Below are 16088 nucleotides of genomic sequence, written 5' to 3'. Positions count from 1 at the left end.
GCCGCTTCAGTCGTCGGCCGCGACGAGCAGGGTCAACCGCCTCGCCGACCGGTCGATGAGCACGAACTCGTGGAAGTCGCTGTGCACACCGCCCCAGTCGTGGACCGCGTCACCGTCGAGCTCGCTCAGGTAGTAGATGCGCTCGGCGGCGGCCAGCCGGTCGAACACCTCCCGCCGCAGATCCGTCGCCAGATCGCCGGGCACGTCCTCGAACTGGTTCGCCCACTCCCGCAGGACGAGGTCGCTCTCCTCCCGGCCGATGCTTCCGTACGCGTCCGGAGTCACCGCTTCCACCCAGTACGGGCCGTGCCGGAGCCCGTCCGGCAGCACCCCGCCGCCCGCGTAGTCGTCCCGGAACTGCTCATGCCCGATGAGCGCGGCGAGCAGCTCCGTATCGTCGGCCGGTTCCGCCGCGAACCGCAGCCGCTTGACGTCGACCCACCGGAAGGCGGCCGACCTCGCGTCCTGGAAGGTGTAGTTCCGGAAGTTGATGAAGGTGTCGCCCTCGTGGCTGAGCTCGTTCGGCACACCTGTCAGCCTAGACAGCGGCCCGCCCCGTCACACCTCCGGCGCGGCCGCCTCCAGCTCCGCGACCGTGCCCGACATCACCGTACGGATGTGGCGCGTCAGGTGCTCCGCCGGCCAGTCCCACCAGGCCACCGCCAGCAGGCGCGCGATGTCCGCCTCCTCGTACCGGGTACGGATCAGGCGCGCCGGGTTGCCGCCGACGATGCCGTAGTCCGGGACGTCCGAGACGACCACCGACCGCGAGCTGACGATCGCGCCGTGCCCGATGCGGACGCCCGGCATGATCACCGCCTCGTAGCCGATCCAGACGTCGTTGCCGATCACGGTGTCGCCCCGATTGGGGAGATCCGTGAGCAGGTCGAAGTGGTCGGCCCAGGAGCCGCCGAGGGTCGGGAACGGGAAGGTGGACGGGCCGTCCATCCGGTGGTTGGAGCCGTTCATGAGGAACCGCACCCCGGTGCCCAGCGCGCAGAACTTCCCGATCACCAGGCGCTCCGGGCCGTAGTGGTAGAGCACGTTCCGGGTCTCGAACTCCGTGGCGTGCTCGGGGTCGTCGTAGTACGAGTAGTCGCCGACCTCCACCAGCGGCGAGGTCACCAGCGGCTTCAGCTGCACCACGCGCGGCTGGCCGGGCATCGGGTGCAGGACGGTCGGGTCCGCCGGTACGGGTGCGGGGGAGGGGGCAGAACTCATGACGTCATCGTGGCACCCGCGCCCGCCGGTCCGCCGGTATTTTCCGCCCCGGCCCTCGGCCGCCTAGCCGCCGTACGCGGCCGCAGCCGCAGGTCCCGATCCAGACGCCGGCTCCGCCCCGCGCCCCAGCCGGAACGGCTCCCCCTGCGACCAGTCCGCCGCCACGCCCCGCATCACCAGCGCGCTGTCCAGCACCGCGCCGTCCAGGTGCGTGCCCCCGGCGTTGGGGGAGAGGCCCCGGCTGCCGAGGCGGAAGAACTCCGACGCCTCCGCCAGGTCCGCGAACAGCCCGCTGCCGTGCAGTTCCGCGGCCGGTTCCACCGTCGCGTCGACCTCCACCTCGCCGTCCCGGGTCGCGAAGGCTACCCGTACGGCGTCGGCCTCCTCCCGCACCGTGAAGTCCGCGCGGCCGTGCACGCCCGGGTAGATCCGGCCGCCCGCGAAGGCGTTGAGGCGGGAGGCGGTGGTGTTGCGGAGCACGATCTGCTCGGGGCAGACCGTGCTGAGGAAACGGCCCACGCACAGGGCGAGCCGTTCCTCGGCCAGCGCGTAGAGGATGCGGTTGGCTTCCCGGCGCTCGGTGACGAGCCCGGCGCCCTTGAGGACGCCCGGATGGCGGGAGATGGACGGGGCGCTGATCGGGAACCGGCATGGAAGAGCCCCCGCGAGTCACGTCCTCGCGGGGGCTCTTCTTTCATCCGCCTGCCGTGGTGAAGGTTGAGAAGACGATCACGAGGCAGGACGTATCCGGTGGGCCGGCGGCGCTCAGGGAGCGAGCAGCAGCACGTCCACGCGCTCCTTGGCGGCCGCGTAACGCTTCGCCACGTCCTGCCAGTTGACGACCCGCCACATCGCCTCGATGAAGTCCACCTTCTGGTTCTTGTACTGCAGGTAGAAGGCGTGCTCCCAGGCGTCGAAGACCAGGATCGGGACCGAGCCCTGGCCGACGTTGCCCTGGTGGTCGTAGACCTGCTCGACGATCAGCTTGCCGCTCACGGGCTCGTACGCGAGTACGCCCCAGCCGGAACCCTGGGTGGTGGCCGCGGCCTTCGTCAGCTGGGACTTGAAGCCCGCGTAGGAGCCGAAGGACTCGGTGATCGCGTCGGCGAGGCCGCCCACGCCGTCCGCCGCGAGGGGCTCGCCGCCGCCGTCGCCGGTCATGTTGTGCCAGTAGATCGAGTGCAGGATGTGGCCGGAGAGGTGGAACGCGAGGTTCTTCTGAAGGCCGTTGATCGCACCCCAGGCCTCCTTGTCGCGGGCCTCTTCCAGCTGCTCCAGGGTGTCGTTCGCGCCCTTGACGTACGCGGCGTGGTGCTTGTCGTGGTGCAGCTCGATGATCTGCGGGTTGATGACCGGTTCGAGCGCCGCGTAGTCGTACGGGAGTTCCGGGAGCGTGTACGTGGCCATGATGCGAGCCCTCCGACTGCTGGGAATGCCGTCCAGTTGTTATTGCAATCTATGTGCAGAAGCAGGCTAACAGCAGGAGCGTTCCGAAGTGATCAGCCCTTCGGCCTAGGACCTACGACGCGGCTCCTCCTCCGTTTTGCCCCGAAGAAGTGATTTGCTCCTTCGACGGCCCCACCGATCAGGAGGACTCGATGGCACCCACCGAAGCGCCGAACGGCCCGACCGGCCCGACCGATGCCGGAGGCGGTCGCGCTGCCCGTGGCCGCGATCCGCGACTCGCCCCGCCCCTCGCGCACACGGCCGGCTGGGGGCCGCTCGACGTCCGCGCCGTCGACACCGTGCGGGCGCTCGCGGCCGACGCCGTGCAGAAGGCGGGCCACGGCCACCCGGGCACCGCGATGAGCCTGGCCCCGCTGGCGTATCTGCTGTTCCAGCAGGTGATGCGGCACGACCCGGCCGACGACCGGTGGCTCGGCCGCGACCGCTTCGTGCTCTCCTGCGGCCACTCCAGCCTCACCCTCTACATCCAGCTCTATCTGAGCGGGTACGGGATGGAGCTGGACGACCTGAAGGCGCTGCGCACCTGGGGCTCCAGCACCCCCGGCCACCCGGAGTACCGCCACACGCGGGGCGTCGAGATCACCACCGGGCCGCTCGGGCAGGGGCTCGCCTCCGCCGTCGGCATGGCCATGGCCGCCCGGCGCGAGCGCGGCCTCCTCGACCCCGACGCGCCCGCCGGCACCAGCCCCTTCGACCACCATGTGTACGTCGTCGCCTCCGACGGCGACCTGATGGAAGGCGTGACGTCCGAGGCCAGTTCGCTGGCGGGGCATCAGGAGCTCGGGAACCTGGTCGTCTTCTACGACTCCAACCACATCTCCATCGAGGACGACACCGACATCTCCTTCAGCGAGGACGTCGCCGCCCGTTACGCCGCGTACGACTGGCACGTCCAGACGGTCGACTTCACCCGGACCGGCGACTACGTCGAGGACGTCGACGCCCTGCTCGCCGCCGTCGAGGCCGCGAAGAGCGAGCACGGCCGGCCCTCCCTGATCGTCCTGCGCACGATCATCGGCTGGCCCGCGCCCACCAAGCAGAACACCGGCAAGGCCCACGGCTCCGCGCTCGGCGACGACGAGGTCGCCGCCACCAAGAAGCTGCTCGGCTTCGACCCGGACGCCGACTTCACCGTCGAGGACGACGTACTGGAGCACGCCCGCGCGGTCGTCGAGCGCGGGGCCGCGGCCCACCGCGCCTGGGAGCCCCGCTATCAGGTGTGGCGCGCCGCCCACCCCGAACGCGCCGCACTCCTCGACCGGCTGCTGGAGCAGAAGCTGCCGGAGGGCTGGGCGGACAGCCTGCCCGTCTTCGACGCCGACCCCAAGGGCATCGCCACCCGCAAGGCCTCCGGCGATGTGCTCACCGCGCTGGCCCCCGTGCTGCCCGAACTGTGGGGCGGCTCGGCCGACCTCGCGGGGAGCAACAACACCACCATGGAGGGCGAACCGTCCTTCGTGCCGGAGCGGAAACAGACGGGCGAGTTCCCCGGCGACCCGTACGGCCGCACGCTCCACTTCGGCATCCGCGAGCACGCCATGGGCGCGATCCTCAACGGCATCGCGCTCCAGAGCCTCACCCGGCCCTACGGCGGTACGTTCCTGATCTTCAGCGACTACATGCGCCCGGCCGTCCGCCTCGCCGCCCTGATGAAGCTGCCGGTCACCTACGTCTGGACCCACGACTCCATCGGCCTGGGCGAGGACGGCCCCACCCACCAGCCCGTCGAGCAACTGGCCGCGCTCCGCGCGATTCCCGGCCTCGACGTCGTACGGCCCGCCGACGCGAACGAGACCTCCGTCTGCTGGCGCACCGTCCTCGAACACCACGACCGGCCCGCCGGCCTCGCCCTGACCCGGCAGCCGCTGCCCGTGCTCGGGCGCGGCGGGAGCGACGGCGCGTACGCCTCCGCCGAAGGGGCCGCCCGGGGCGGCTACGTCCTCGCCGACAGTCGCGGCGAGACGCCCGACGTCATCCTCGTCGCGACCGGATCGGAGGTCCACATCGCCCTGGAGGCACGGGAGTTGCTGGCCGCCGAAGGGAGTGACGCGCGGGTGGTCTCCATGCCCTGCCGCGAGTGGTTCGCCGAGCAGCCGTACGCCTACCAGGACGAGGTCCTGCCGCCCGCCGTCCGGGCCCGGGTGAGCGTCGAGGCGGCCGTCGCCCAGGGCTGGCGGGACGTGGTGGGGGACGCGGGGCGGATGGTCAGCCTGGAGCACTTCGGCGCGTCCGCCGCCTACGAGCGCCTGTACGAGGAGTTCGGCATCACGCCGCGGGCGGTCGCCGAGGCCGCCCGGGACAGCATCCGCGCGGCGGCCGGCCCCGTCCGGCCCGGCGGGGAACGGCCCGGCGCGGCACCGGCCGAGGGCGGCACCGGGGACGTGGGCTAGGTTCTGTCGTCAAATGTCACGCCCACATCAGGAGTGAGGCGAGGGTGACGGCTGCTTCGTAGGACTGGACGGTCTTGTCGTAGCGTGTGGCGATGCCGCGCCATTGCTTCAGACGGTTGAAGCACCGCTCCACGACGTTGCGGTGCTTGTAGGCCTCGCGGTCGAAGGCCGGCGGGCGGCCACCGCGGCTGCCCCGCCGGGCCCGGTTGCCGATCTGGTCGGCCCGCTCGGGAATCGTGTGGGGGATGCCGCGGCGGCGGAGCCAGGTGCGGATCGCCTTGGAGCTGTAGCCCTTGTCGCCCAGGACGTGATCGGGCCGGACGCGGGGACGGCCGGGCCGATCCGGGGCACCCTGATCGCGTCCATCACGGCGGTGAACTGGTGCAGTCGTTGGTGTTGCCGCCCGTCACGACGAAGCCGAGCGGACGGCCCCGGCCGTCGCAGGCCAGGTGCACCTGCTGGTCAGACCGCCCCTGGACCGGCCGAGGGCCGGGTCGCAGAGCCCCTCGAGCCCCGGCAGCATGCTGGTGGGCCCGGACGACCGTGGAATCGACCGACACCAGCCACTCGATGTCGCCCGCCGCGTCGGCCTCGCCTGCGCGGCCCGCAGCATCCGTTCGAACGTCCCGTCCGCCGCCCACCTGCGAAAACGCGTATGCAGCGTGGCCCACGGCCCGTAGCGCTCGGGCACATCCCGCCAGGCCGTCCCGGTCCGGAACTTCCACACGATCCCGTTCAGGACCCTGCGGTCATCCAGCCGCTTCCGCCCCCGCAACGACACGGGCAGCAACGGCCGGACGAACTCCCACTCAGCATCAGACAGTTCATGACGACGTATCACGACACCATGATCCACCAACGATGATCATTTGAAGACACCGCCTAGGGCCTGTCCGGCTGATCAGGACCCAGGCCACTCGTCAGGTGCCCGGTGACGCGAGGCCTGGGTTCCCGATCGGCCGAAGCTGCGGCTATGCGCGGTTCCCGTGGCCTGCCGGAACGTCCCCGGTGTCGTGCACGTCCTCCGGCGGGCGGCTCCTGCCCAGCGAGGTGGCTATGAGGACGGCGCCGAGCGCGAGGAGGGCGGCGGTGACGGTCAGCGCCAGGGAGAAGCCCTCCGTCGCGGCGTGCAGGGGGTCGTCCTGTGCTGCCGGGGCGTTGCTGCGGCGCGTGGCCAGAGCGACCAGCACCGCCACCCCCACCGCGCCGCCGACCTGTTGGACGGAGCTGAGCACGGCCGAGCCGATCCCGGCGTTCTCCTCCGTGGTGCCGGTGAGCGCGGCGACGGTCAGGGCGGGCAGCGCCAGTCCGCATCCGAGGCTCGTGACGAGCATGCCGGGCAGGACTCCGGAGACGTAGCCGTCGTTCGGCGCCACGCCGGACAGCAGCAGGAATCCGGCGGCGCTGATCAGGAACGAGATGAGCGTCGCATCCCGAGCCCGACGACTGCTCGGGAGGAGAGCCACATGCCCGTCAGGATGCCCGCGCAGTAGGGCAGGTAGGCGGCCGGCGTAGTCGAGAACGGTCTGCAGGTGAACCATCAGCAGGAAGGCCATCGCGTACATGGCGGCGGAGAACGTCGCACCGTTGGCGACAGCACACCGACGGCCGACATCGGGCACCGTGCTTCGACCACGACGAAGGCGGAGCTGAGCACGGCCGAGCCGATCCCGGCGTTCTCCTCCGTGGTGCCGGTGAGCGCGGCGACGGTCAGGGCGGGCAGCGCCAGTCCGCATCCGAGGCTCGTGACGAGCATGCCGGGCAGGACTCCGGAGACGTAGCCGTCGTTCGGCGCCACGCCGGACAGCAGCAGGAATCCGGCGGCGCTGATCAGGAACGAGGCGATGAGCGTCGGGCGCATCCCGAGCCCGACGACTGCTCGGGAGGAGAGCCACATGCCCGTCAGGATGCCCGCGCAGTAGGGCAGGTAGGCGAGGCCGGCGGTGAGGGGAGGGTAGTCGAGAACGGTCTGCAGGTGAACCATCAGCAGGAAGGCCATCGCGTACATGGCGGCGGAGAACAGGAGGGTCGCACCGTTGGCGACAGCACGGAACCGGACGGACAGGAACGACATCGGCAGCAGCGGCTCGGCAGTTCGTGCTTCGACCACGACGAAGGCGACGGCCAGGAACACGGACAGCACCAGGGGCCCGGCGGCGGCAGGGTCCCCCCAGCCCGAATCGCCGGTCCGGAGCAGCCCGTAGACCAGGGACACCAGGGCGCCGGTGCCGAGTACCGCACCGGGCACGTCGAGGCGTACCGCGCGCCCGGCCCGGCTCTCGGGGACCAGGCGCGGGAGCAGCACAAGGGCGACGAGAGCCACCGGCAGGTTGATCAGGAAGATCCAACGCCAGGACGCTAGGCCGGTCAGCGCGCCGGAGATCACCAGGCCCGTCGTCCCGCCCAGACCCGCGATGCCGCCCCAGATGCCGAACGCCTTGGCGCGCTCCTCGGTACCGGGGAACAGAAGGGTGATCAGCGCCAGCGCCGCGGGGCTGGCCATGGCCGCTCCGGCGCCCTGGACGAAGCGCCCCGCCACGAGCTGCCACGGTTCCTGCGCGAGTCCGCAGACCAGGCTCGCCGCACCGAACAGCGCCACACCGCTCAGGAAGACGCGTCGGCGGCCCAGCAGGTCGGCCATCCGGCCGAACAGCAGCAACAGCCCGCCGAAGGCGAGGAAGTAGGCGTTGACGACCCAGGCCAGGCCGGTGGTGCTGAAGCCGAGGTCAGCGCGCATGCTGGGAAGCGCGACGCTCACCACGTTGTCGTCCAGGACGAGCATGAACTGGACGAAGCACAGCACGACCAGGGCCGGTCCCCGGCGCCCGACGAGGGGCGCGGTGGTCGCGGTTCGCGCCGACGTCATGCCGGGCGGCCCGTCCTCGTCGACGGAGTGGGCGAACGGTGGCAGCGCCCGTGGCGCGGATGACTGATCGGCATGGAACGACGCTATCCACCGGCCGATATGGCCGCTATCCGCTACGGGGCCACGTCATAGCGCGTTGGGGACATAGGCTCGGGGGATGACCGATGCCGTCGTGGGGGCCGTTCCGGCCGGGGTGGGCGCCATCGTCGTCGGGAGCTTCCCGTTGGCGTCCGGACAGTGGTTCGTCCCGCACAGCCACCCGCAGCACCAGTTGGCCTGGGCGCGGCGCGGGACCCTCGGCGTCGCGGTCGGCCCTGCCTATTGGGTCCTGCCGCGCACACGGGCGTTGTGGCTGCCCTCGGGCGTCGTCCACCGGACCGGCGCCACCCGCGACGCGGTGCTGTGCAGTCTCTACTTCGAACCGGACCGATGCGATCTGGACTGGACGGAGCCGACACCGGTCGGCGTCGACGGGCTGCTCGCCCATCTGATCGACTACCTCGGCCGCGAGGAACTCCCCGATGACGCCCGGCTGCGAGCCGAGGCCGTCGTGCTGGATCTGCTGCACCCCTTGCCGGCCACACCCATCGATGTGCCGGACCCCGCCGACGACCGGGTACGCGCCGTGGCCGACGTACTGCTCGCCGACCCCGGAGACCCCCGGGGCCTTGAGGCGCACGCACGGGCCGTCGGCGTGAGCCGGCGCACCCTGACCCGGCTCTTCGTCCAGGACACCGGCATGACCTTCGACCGCTGGCGCACCCATGTACGGCTGCGTGCCGCCCTTCCCCTCCTCGCCGAGGGCCGGCCCGTCTCCCGGGTCGCACGTACCGTCGGATACGCGACACCGAGTGCCTTCCTCGCGGCGTTCCGGCGTACCGTCGGCACTTCCCCCGGACGCTATCTCCGTGCCGACGCTCCGCCCGAGACCTTCACCGCGAGCGCGGCCGACGCGTGACCGACCGCGGGCCGGTCCCGAACGCCCGGACGCGCTCGGCGGGCGTCACGCCCGCAGATCGTCCCTGGCCTGCACCGCGATGTCCGGGAAGTCCGTCACCACCGCGTCCACGCCCTGCCCGTAGTGGAAGGCGTACTCCGCGAACGCGTCACCGAAGGCGTTGGCGTCGGTGCCCCGGCGGTACGCGGCCGGGAGGTACTGGTTCTCCGCCCGGAAGGTGTACGCGCCGACCTTCAGGCCCGCCGCGTGGGCGTCCGCCAGCAGGGTGTTCGGCGGGACGACCGAGGACTTGTCCGGGCCGATCCACTCCGCGTACGAGGCGATCTCGCGCAGCCCGGCCGGGGTCATCATGTCGCGGTAGGTGAGCTCGTGTCCGTACGGGCCGCCGCTCGTGCCCAGCGCCTGCCACAGCGGGAGCCCGAGGCGGGCTGCGGCCACCCGCCGCAGGCTGTCGGGCTCGAAGGACTGGACGACGCAGTCCCGGGCGGTCAGCCGGTTGCGGCGGATCACCCGGATCAGCTCCTCCTCCAGCGGCAGTCCGATCGAGCGGAAGTACGTCGGGTGCTTCGTCTCCGGGAACACCGCGATCCGCCGGCCCGACTCCCGCGACAGCCGCCGGGCCAGGTCCACGACCTCCTGGAACGTCATCACCCGGCCCCGCCCGTCGAAGACCGTGTTGCGGTCGCGGACCAGCGGAAGCCGCTCCACCGTGCGCAGCGTCCGCAGCTCGCGCAGCGTGAAGTCCTCGGTGAACCAGCCGGTCACCGCCTTGCCGTCGACCGTCTTCGTGGTGCGGCGGTCCGCGAACTCCGGCCGGCCGGCCACGTCCGTCGTCCCGCCGATCTCGTTCTCGTGCCGCACGACCAGCACATGGTCCTTCGTCGGTACGAGGTCCGGCTCGATCCAGTCGGCCCCGGCCCGTACGGCATAGGTGTACGCGTCGGCGGTGTGCTCGGGCCGCCAGCCCGCCGCCCCGCGATGCCCGATGACCAGGGGCCAGGTGGGCCGCTGCGGGCGACGCCCGACGGCGGTGGCGGAGGAGGCGGCGACGGCCGGGGCGGTGGCCGCAGCGGTGACGGCGGCGGTGGCCAGCAGGATCGAACGACGCCTGGGGGCAACGGACATGACGGCTCCTCGGGTGGGTGGAGCCACCACGGAAGCGAGGGCGGATGACGGCCCGGCGTACGGTGCCCGGCCCTGCGATGTCCTGTTGGCCACGGGTGCACGCGGCGCCGGAACCCCACACCGGAACGCCGGACGCCGAAACGCCGGGCTCCGCCCCGATCGTACGAGGAGGAGCCCGGCGTTCGTAGAGGCCGTGCGGGACGTGCTGCCGTACGGCCGAGCGGGAACTACTTCCGCTGGGCCGGGATCCCGGCCGTGCGGTCGCCGCCGTCGCCGCCCCGCCGCCGCTGCCGTACGAGGCCGATACCGATCAGCACCACCGTCAGCGCTCCGGTGGCCAGCAGCTGGTCACGGGTGTCCGGCTGGCGCAGCATCAGCAGGAAGATGCCCACCATGGCGGCCAGGGCGACGATCGTGCCGATGGGGAAGAACCACATGCGCACGACCAGCTTGTCCGGAGCCTCGCGCTCCGTGCGGCCGCGCAGGATCAGCTGGGAGGCGGCGATGAAGATCCACACCACCAGGATCACCGCGCCGATCATGTTCAGCAGCCAGGGGAAGACGTCGTCCGGCCGCCAGTAGCTGAGCAGCACGCACAGGAACCCGAAGACCGAGGAGAACAGCACGGCGTTGCGCGGCACCCCGGAGGAGATCCTGCCGAGCACGGCCGGGCCCTGGCCCCGGGCGACCAGCGACCGGGCCATGCGGGAAGCGCCGTAGATGTTGGCGTTCATCGCGGAGAGCAGCGCGATGAGGATGACCACGTTCATGATCTGCGCGGCGCTGCCGACGCCCAGGTGGTCGAGCATGGCGTAGAAGGGGCCGACCTCGGCGACCTTCGGGTCGTCCCAGGGCACCAGCGTGACGATGACCGCCATCGAGCCGATGTAGAAGACCGCGATGCGCCACATCGCGGTGCGGACCGCCTTCGCGACGCCCTGCACCGGGTTCTCGGACTCGGCCGCCGCGATGGTGACGGTCTCCAGACCGCCGTACGCGAAGACGGAGGCGAGGAGTCCGATGATGAAGCCGTCCGTGCCCCGGGGCAGGAAGCCCCCGTCGCCGGTGAGGTTGGACAGGCCGGGTGCGTCCGTGTCCGGCAGCACGCCGAGGATCGCCAGCAGGCCGAGCACCAGGAACAGCGTGATCGCGATGACCTTCAGCGCGGCGAACCAGAACTCGAACTCACCGAAGTTCTTCACGGCGGCCAGGTTCGTGCCCAGGAAGATCACCATGAACAGGGCGACCCAGGCCCACTCCGGGGTCCCCGGCAGCCAGCCGCTGACGATCTGCGCGGCCCCGATGCCCTCCAGGCCCACGGCGACGCAGAGCAGGAACCAGAAGGACCAGCCCGCGGTGAACCCGGCCCACGGGCCGATCGCCCGCTCGGCGTGCACGGAGAAGGAGCCGGAGGCCGGATTGGCGGCCGACATCTCGCCGAGCATCCGCATCACCATCATGACGAGCAGCCCGGAGATGGCGTACGCGACGATGATCGAGGGCCCCGCCGAGGCGATCCCGGCGCCCGAACCGACGAAGAGACCGGCGCCGATCACCCCGCCGAGGGCGATCATCGAGAGGTGCCGCTGTTTGAGGCCGTGGGTGAGCGCGGAGTCCGTCGAGGGCCCTGCGGGGGCCGCGGAGTCTGCGGTGGGGGGAGACGCGGAGGTCCGAGGCATGGACGAGCTCTGTTCGGTAGCTGAGACAAGGGGACGAGCCCACAGTCTGAACATCCGTACCGCTCACACGGAATGGGTGTCCGCTATACGGTCACCGGGCTCACACAAGGTGCACACCCGCCTACCGGACGGTGGCGTCCGCGCTCCCCGGCGGCCCGTTTCGCCGCTCCCGCCGCTCCCGGCGCTGACGCCCCACCGCCACCAGCAGCACCAGCGCCGTCGCCCCGGCCGACCACAGCACCTGCGGCCGCGCCGCCTCGTCGGTCAGCATCAGCAGCAGCACCCCGAGCAGCCCGGTCAGCGTCACCCACGTCAGATACGGGAACCACCACATCCGCAGCGTGAGCGCCTCGGGCGCCTCCCGCTCCAGCCGGGCGCGCAGCCGCAGTTGGGAGGCGGCGATCAGCGCCCAGACGAACAGCAGCACCGCGCCGACCGAGTTGAGCAGGTAGAGGAACACGGTGTCCGGCCACAGCAGATTGAGCAGTACGGAGACGAAGCCGAAGGCCACCGACGCCAGCACCGCCCGCTGCGGCACCCCGCCCTCCGCCCCGGCCCCGCGGGACACCTTCAGCAGTCCGCGCGGAGCCTCGCCGCGCTCCGCCAGCGAGAAGATCATGCGGGAGGAGCCGTACAGATTGGCGTTGAGCGCGGAGAGCAGCGCCACGAACACCACGATGTTCATGATCTGCCCGGCCGACGGCACCCCGATCGCGTCCAGCACCTTCACATACGGGCTCAGCCCGGCCTGCTGCGCGGTCCACGGCAGCACGGTCACGATCACCAGCATCGAGCCGACGTAGAAGAAGAGGATGCGCACCACCGCGCTGCGCACCGCCCGCCCCACCGCACGCGCCGGGTCGTCCGTCTCGGCGGCGGCGATGGTGACGACCTCAAGGCCGCCGAAGGCGAAGACCACGGTCAGCACACCGGAGACGACCCCGCTCCAGCCGTTCGGCAGGAAGCCGCCCGACCCGGTCAGGTTGGTCATCCCCACCGGGTCGGTGTCCGGGAGCCACCCGAAGACCGCCAGCCCGCCGAGCACCAGGAAGACGACGATCGCGCCGACCTTCAGGGAAGCGAACCAGAACTCGAACTCGCCGAAGTTCTTCACCGCCGTCAGGTTCGCCGCGGTGAAGACCACCATGAACAGCAGTACCCACGCCCACGGTTCGACACCCGGCACCCAGCCATGGGCGATCTGCGCGGCCGCCGTCGCCTCCACGGCGAGCACCACCACCAGCAGGAACCAGTACAGCCAGCCGACGCTGAACCCGGCCCACCGCCCGAGCGCCCGCTCGGCGTGCACGGAGAACGAACCGGAGGCGGGCATCGCGGACGACATCTCGCCCAGCATCCGCATCACCAGCATCGCCAGCGCCCCCGCGATCAGATACGAGACGACGATCGCGGGCCCCGCCACCGCGATCCCGGCGCCCGAGCCGACGAACAGCCCGGCCCCGATCACCCCGCCGAGCCCCAGCATCGTCAGATGGCGCTGCTTGAGCCCGTGCGCCAGCGGCTCGGCGGGGGGAGCGGCAGGGGTGGGGGGAGCCTCGTGCATGGGTGCGGTTCACTCTCGGATCATTTATGGGGAACCTACAGTCTGCGGCCGTGGTCCCCCTCCGGCCAAAACGGACCCCACCCGCCCCACCTCCGTGACGAGCGTCACGCGGGAACGCGATTGCGCCGCAGGCTTTGTGTGAATCCCACCAACCCTTCAACCACCGCTTTGTGGGCGGCTGATGGTGATCGAGCGTTCACTCGTGGGCTAACGTCGGCGGAGCCCGACCCCACCCCGACCGGCGGGGGCCGCCCGGCCCACCTGCCCTCACCCGCGGAGTCCCGATGAGCACTGCTGCCGCCCCCGTCCGCTCCGGAGCGGTCCTCGCCGACCTGCTGCCCGCAGCCCGGCACCGCTACGCCGTGGACGCGGCCCTCGTCCTCGGCGGCGCCGCCCTGACCGGCATCGCGGCCCAGATCGCCGTCCCGGTCCCCGGCTCCCCGGTCCCGGTCACCGGCCAGACCTTCGCCGCGCTCCTCATCGGCACCGCGCTGGGCGCCCGCCGCGGCTTCCTCTCGCTCGCGCTGTACGCGCTCGTCGGCATGGCCGGCATGCCGTGGTTCGCCGAGGCCAGTTCGGGCTGGAGCATGCCGTCGCTCGGCTATGTCTTCGGCATGCTGCTGGCCGCCACCGTCGTCGGCGCCCTCGCCCGGCGCGGCGGCGACCGCTCGATGCTGCGCACCGCCGGCACGATGGTGCTCGGCTCCGCGATCATCTACGCCATCGGCGTGCCCTACCTCGCGCTGTCCACCGGAATGTCGCTGAGCGCGGCCGTCGCGGCCGGCCTGACCCCGTTCCTGATCGGCGACGCCCTCAAGGCGGCGCTGGCCATGGGCGTCCTGCCGGCCGCCTGGAAGCTGCTGGGCCGCCGCGGCTGACCGGCCCTCAGCCCTCGCAGGGCCCTCCGAAGAGGCCCGCCGGATCGTACTGGGAGACCAGACCGGCGAGCCTCTTTGCCGTTTCCGGCTCATGGAAACCGGCCGTACGGTCCCCGCCGCCGAAGGAGAAGTTCAGCGCCCGCCCCGGCACCCGCGCCCCCAGCCCCCGGAACAGCTCCGGCTCGCGCTCCGGCGTGACCCGGCGCAGGACCCCGTCGGCCGTCACCACCTCCAGCGCCCGGACATGGTCGGCGGCGTACCCGAACCGCCGGTACGGGCCCCGAACCGCCGGTACGGGCCCCGATCAGCCGGTCGGGCCGGATGGGGAAGCCGGTCCGGAAGGTGGCGGGGCCCGCGAGGGTGGGTTCCGTCAGGTACGGATCACTGGGCGACCGCCTTGCGGCTCCGCCTCTCCCGGACCAGCGAGATGCCCACCACCAGCGCCGCGACCAGCAACGACAGCACGACCTGCTCGCGCGCGGCGTCGTCGGTCAGCATGTAGACCAGGACGAAGGAGATCATCGCGATCGTCGCCCAGGTGAGGTAGGGGAAGAGCCACATCCGGACGACCAGCTTGCCGGGGGTCTCGCGCAGGATGATCCCGCGCATCCGCAGCTGGGTGAAACAGATGACCAGCCACACGAAGAGCGCGACCGCGCCCGAGGAGTTCAGCAGGAACTGGAACACCGTGTCGGGCCACTGGTAGTTGAAGAACACCGCCACGAATCCGAAGACGACCGAGGACAGGATCGCCGCCTGCGGCACACCGCGCCGGTTGACCTTGGCGAAGGACTTCGGCGCGTCCCCCCGCTCGCCGAGCGAGAACGCCATCCGGGAGGCCGTGTACAGGCCGGAGTTGAGGCAGGACAGCACGGCCGTCAGCACGATGAAGTCCATGACGTTGCCGGCCTGCGGGATCCCGATCGAGTCGAGGGCGGCGACATAGCTGCCCTTCTCCAGGATCGACGGGTCGTTCCACGGGAGCAGGGTCAGCACCACGAAGATCGAGCCGAGGTAGAAGACGGCGATCCGCCAGATCACGCTGTTGGTGGCCTTCGAGACCGCCCGCTGCGGGTCCGACGACTCACCGGCGGCCAGCGTCACGATCTCGCTGCCCATGAACGAGAAGACGACCATCAGCACACCGGTCAGGATCGCGCCCGGCCCTTCGGGGAAGAACCCGCCGGTGTCCGTCAGATGGGCCAGACCCGACCCGGGGTTGTCCGAACCGGGCAGGAGCCCGAAGACCGCGAGGAAACCGACGACCACGAACGCGCCGATCGCCACGACCTTGATCCCGGCGAACCAGAACTCGAACTCGCCGTAACTGCCCACCGAGACCAGGTTGGTGGCGGTCAGCACGACCATCACGATCAGCGCCCAGGCCCACTGCGGGACGCCCGGGATCCAGCTCTCCAGGATCTTCGCACCGGCGGTGGCCTCGACGGCGAGCACCACGACCCAGAAGAACCAGTAGAGCCAGCCGATGGAGAAACCGGCCCAACGGCCCAGCGCCTGGTCGGCGTAGGCGGAGAAGGAACCGGAGCTGGGCCGGGCCGCGGCCATCTCGCCGAGCATCCGCATCACGAGGACGACCATCAGGCCGACCATCGCGTACGACAGCAGAATCGCCGGGCCCGCGGCCGCGATGCCCGCGCTGGAACCCACGAAGAGTCCGGCGCCGATCACGCCGCCGATCGCGATCATGGAGAGGTGGCGGTTCTTCAGGCCGGCCTGAAGCCCGCCCGACGTGTCCGGCCGGTCCGGCTCACCGGGATCCTGGCCCGGCTTCGCCAGCGTCGTCTGCGACGTCATTGGGGGGATTCCTTACGTTTTCGAGCGTGAGGGTGTGCCCTGCTCCGCGGTGGGGGGTGTCCGTGGGGTGAACGCGAAGACAAGGCCACGCATTCAAGCCCGATACAAGGCGGAAGGGGAACCCC

Annotated in this window: 11 protein-coding genes and 5 pseudogenes; 3 read left to right on the top strand and 13 right to left on the bottom strand. The window is 71.3% G+C overall.

The window, feature by feature from the left end; genetic code table 11:
* Positions 1 to 6: 6 nt before the first annotated feature.
* The 5 genes and pseudogenes from KV381_RS11170 to KV381_RS11150 all read right to left on the bottom strand — a co-directional run bounded on the left by KV381_RS11170 (position 7) and on the right by KV381_RS11150 (position 2628).
* Positions 7 to 528, bottom strand: a complete 522-nt coding sequence (locus tag KV381_RS11170; protein ID WP_030625940.1) for a hypothetical protein — start codon at positions 526 to 528, stop codon at positions 7 to 9.
* A gap of 30 nt (positions 529 to 558) precedes the next feature.
* Positions 559 to 1221, bottom strand: a complete 663-nt coding sequence (locus tag KV381_RS11165) for a CatB-related O-acetyltransferase (RefSeq protein ID WP_030625941.1) — start codon at positions 1219 to 1221, stop codon at positions 559 to 561.
* A 63-nt stretch (positions 1222 to 1284) separates the two neighbouring features.
* A pseudogene (locus KV381_RS11160) lies at positions 1285 to 1695 on the bottom strand (hypothetical protein); the annotation flags it as partial.
* A pseudogene (locus KV381_RS36915) lies at positions 1687 to 1869 on the bottom strand (ArsR family transcriptional regulator); the annotation flags it as partial. The pseudogenes KV381_RS11160 and KV381_RS36915, both read right to left, overlap by 9 nt.
* A 117-nt stretch (positions 1870 to 1986) precedes the next feature.
* Positions 1987 to 2628, bottom strand: a complete 642-nt coding sequence (locus KV381_RS11150) for a superoxide dismutase (RefSeq protein ID WP_218785138.1) — start codon at positions 2626 to 2628, stop codon at positions 1987 to 1989.
* A gap of 191 nt (positions 2629 to 2819) precedes the next feature.
* On the opposite strand from KV381_RS11150, the gene tkt reads away from it, so the two are divergent.
* Positions 2820 to 5078, top strand: coding sequence for a transketolase (gene tkt / locus KV381_RS11145; protein ID WP_218785137.1), 2259 nt, complete (start codon positions 2820 to 2822; stop codon positions 5076 to 5078).
* A gap of 16 nt (positions 5079 to 5094) precedes the next feature.
* Here tkt and KV381_RS11140 read toward each other — a convergent pair.
* From KV381_RS11140 to KV381_RS11130, 3 genes and pseudogenes are all read right to left on the bottom strand, one after another.
* Positions 5095 to 5916, bottom strand: a pseudogene (locus KV381_RS11140) (IS5 family transposase).
* Between the two features lie 133 nt (positions 5917 to 6049).
* Positions 6050 to 6676: pseudogene (locus KV381_RS11135) on the bottom strand (MFS transporter); the annotation flags it as partial.
* Complete coding sequence (locus KV381_RS11130; RefSeq protein ID WP_218785136.1) at positions 6619 to 7944, bottom strand: MFS transporter; 1326 nt, start codon at positions 7942 to 7944, stop codon at positions 6619 to 6621. The pseudogene KV381_RS11135 and the gene KV381_RS11130, both read right to left, overlap by 58 nt.
* 157 nt (positions 7945 to 8101) lie before the next feature.
* Here KV381_RS11130 and KV381_RS11125 point away from each other — a divergent pair, with 157 nt between their 5' ends.
* A complete protein-coding gene (locus KV381_RS11125; protein WP_030625950.1) occupies positions 8102 to 8902 on the top strand; it encodes a helix-turn-helix domain-containing protein in 801 nt (266 codons plus the stop codon).
* Positions 8903 to 8947: 45 nt separating this feature from the next.
* On the opposite strand, the gene KV381_RS11120 is transcribed toward KV381_RS11125, so the two are convergent.
* From KV381_RS11120 to KV381_RS11110, 3 genes are all read right to left on the bottom strand, one after another.
* On the bottom strand, positions 8948 to 10027 hold the full coding sequence (locus tag KV381_RS11120) for a glycerophosphodiester phosphodiesterase family protein (RefSeq protein ID WP_218785135.1): 1080 nt from the start codon (positions 10025 to 10027) through the stop codon (positions 8948 to 8950).
* Between the two features lie 227 nt (positions 10028 to 10254).
* Entirely contained in the window at positions 10255 to 11706 is a 1452-nt protein-coding gene (locus KV381_RS11115) for an amino acid permease (protein ID WP_218785134.1), read from the bottom strand.
* A gap of 121 nt (positions 11707 to 11827) precedes the next feature.
* Positions 11828 to 13270, bottom strand: coding sequence for an amino acid permease (locus tag KV381_RS11110; protein ID WP_218785133.1), 1443 nt, complete (start codon positions 13268 to 13270; stop codon positions 11828 to 11830).
* 284 nt (positions 13271 to 13554) lie between these two features.
* Between KV381_RS11110 and KV381_RS11105 the strand changes: the two genes are divergently transcribed.
* Positions 13555 to 14148 carry a biotin transporter BioY gene (locus KV381_RS11105; RefSeq protein WP_218785132.1) on the top strand — a complete coding sequence of 198 codons (594 nt, stop codon included), beginning with the start codon at positions 13555 to 13557 and terminating at the stop codon, positions 14146 to 14148.
* Positions 14149 to 14155: 7 nt separating this feature from the next.
* Here the strand turns inward: KV381_RS11105 and KV381_RS11100 are convergent.
* Together KV381_RS11100 and KV381_RS11095 are read right to left on the bottom strand one after the other, a co-directional pair.
* A pseudogene (locus KV381_RS11100) lies at positions 14156 to 14311 on the bottom strand (FAD-binding protein); the annotation flags it as partial.
* Positions 14312 to 14529: 218 nt separating this feature from the next.
* Complete coding sequence (locus KV381_RS11095; protein WP_086780163.1) at positions 14530 to 15963, bottom strand: amino acid permease; 1434 nt, start codon at positions 15961 to 15963, stop codon at positions 14530 to 14532.
* Between the last annotated feature and the right edge of the window lie 125 nt (positions 15964 to 16088).

It is taken from the genome of Streptomyces sp. WY228 (assembly GCF_019287315.1).
Taxonomy (GTDB): domain Bacteria; phylum Actinomycetota; class Actinomycetes; order Streptomycetales; family Streptomycetaceae; genus Streptomyces; species Streptomyces caviscabies.
This window is presented reverse-complemented; position numbering and strand designations above follow the sequence as displayed.

Bases quoted from the DNA above. Each gene is read 5' to 3' on its own strand.
- KV381_RS11150 (WP_218785138.1), bottom strand. From the start codon at position 2,628: ATGGCCACGTACACGCTCCCGGAACTCCCGTACGACTACGCGGCGCTC.
- KV381_RS11125 (WP_030625950.1), top strand. From the start codon at position 8,102: ATGACCGATGCCGTCGTGGGGGCCGTTCCGGCCGGGGTGGGCGCCATC.
- tkt (WP_218785137.1), top strand. From the start codon at position 2,820: ATGGCACCCACCGAAGCGCCGAACGGCCCGACCGGCCCGACCGATGCC.
- KV381_RS11115 (WP_218785134.1), bottom strand. From the start codon at position 11,706: ATGCCTCGGACCTCCGCGTCTCCCCCCACCGCAGACTCCGCGGCCCCC.
- KV381_RS11095 (WP_086780163.1), bottom strand. From the start codon at position 15,963: ATGACGTCGCAGACGACGCTGGCGAAGCCGGGCCAGGATCCCGGTGAG.
- KV381_RS11110 (WP_218785133.1), bottom strand. From the start codon at position 13,270: ATGCACGAGGCTCCCCCCACCCCTGCCGCTCCCCCCGCCGAGCCGCTG.
- KV381_RS11130 (WP_218785136.1), bottom strand. From the start codon at position 7,944: ATGACGTCGGCGCGAACCGCGACCACCGCGCCCCTCGTCGGGCGCCGG.
- KV381_RS11105 (WP_218785132.1), top strand. From the start codon at position 13,555: ATGAGCACTGCTGCCGCCCCCGTCCGCTCCGGAGCGGTCCTCGCCGAC.
- KV381_RS11165 (WP_030625941.1), bottom strand. From the start codon at position 1,221: ATGAGTTCTGCCCCCTCCCCCGCACCCGTACCGGCGGACCCGACCGTC.
- KV381_RS11120 (WP_218785135.1), bottom strand. From the start codon at position 10,027: ATGTCCGTTGCCCCCAGGCGTCGTTCGATCCTGCTGGCCACCGCCGCC.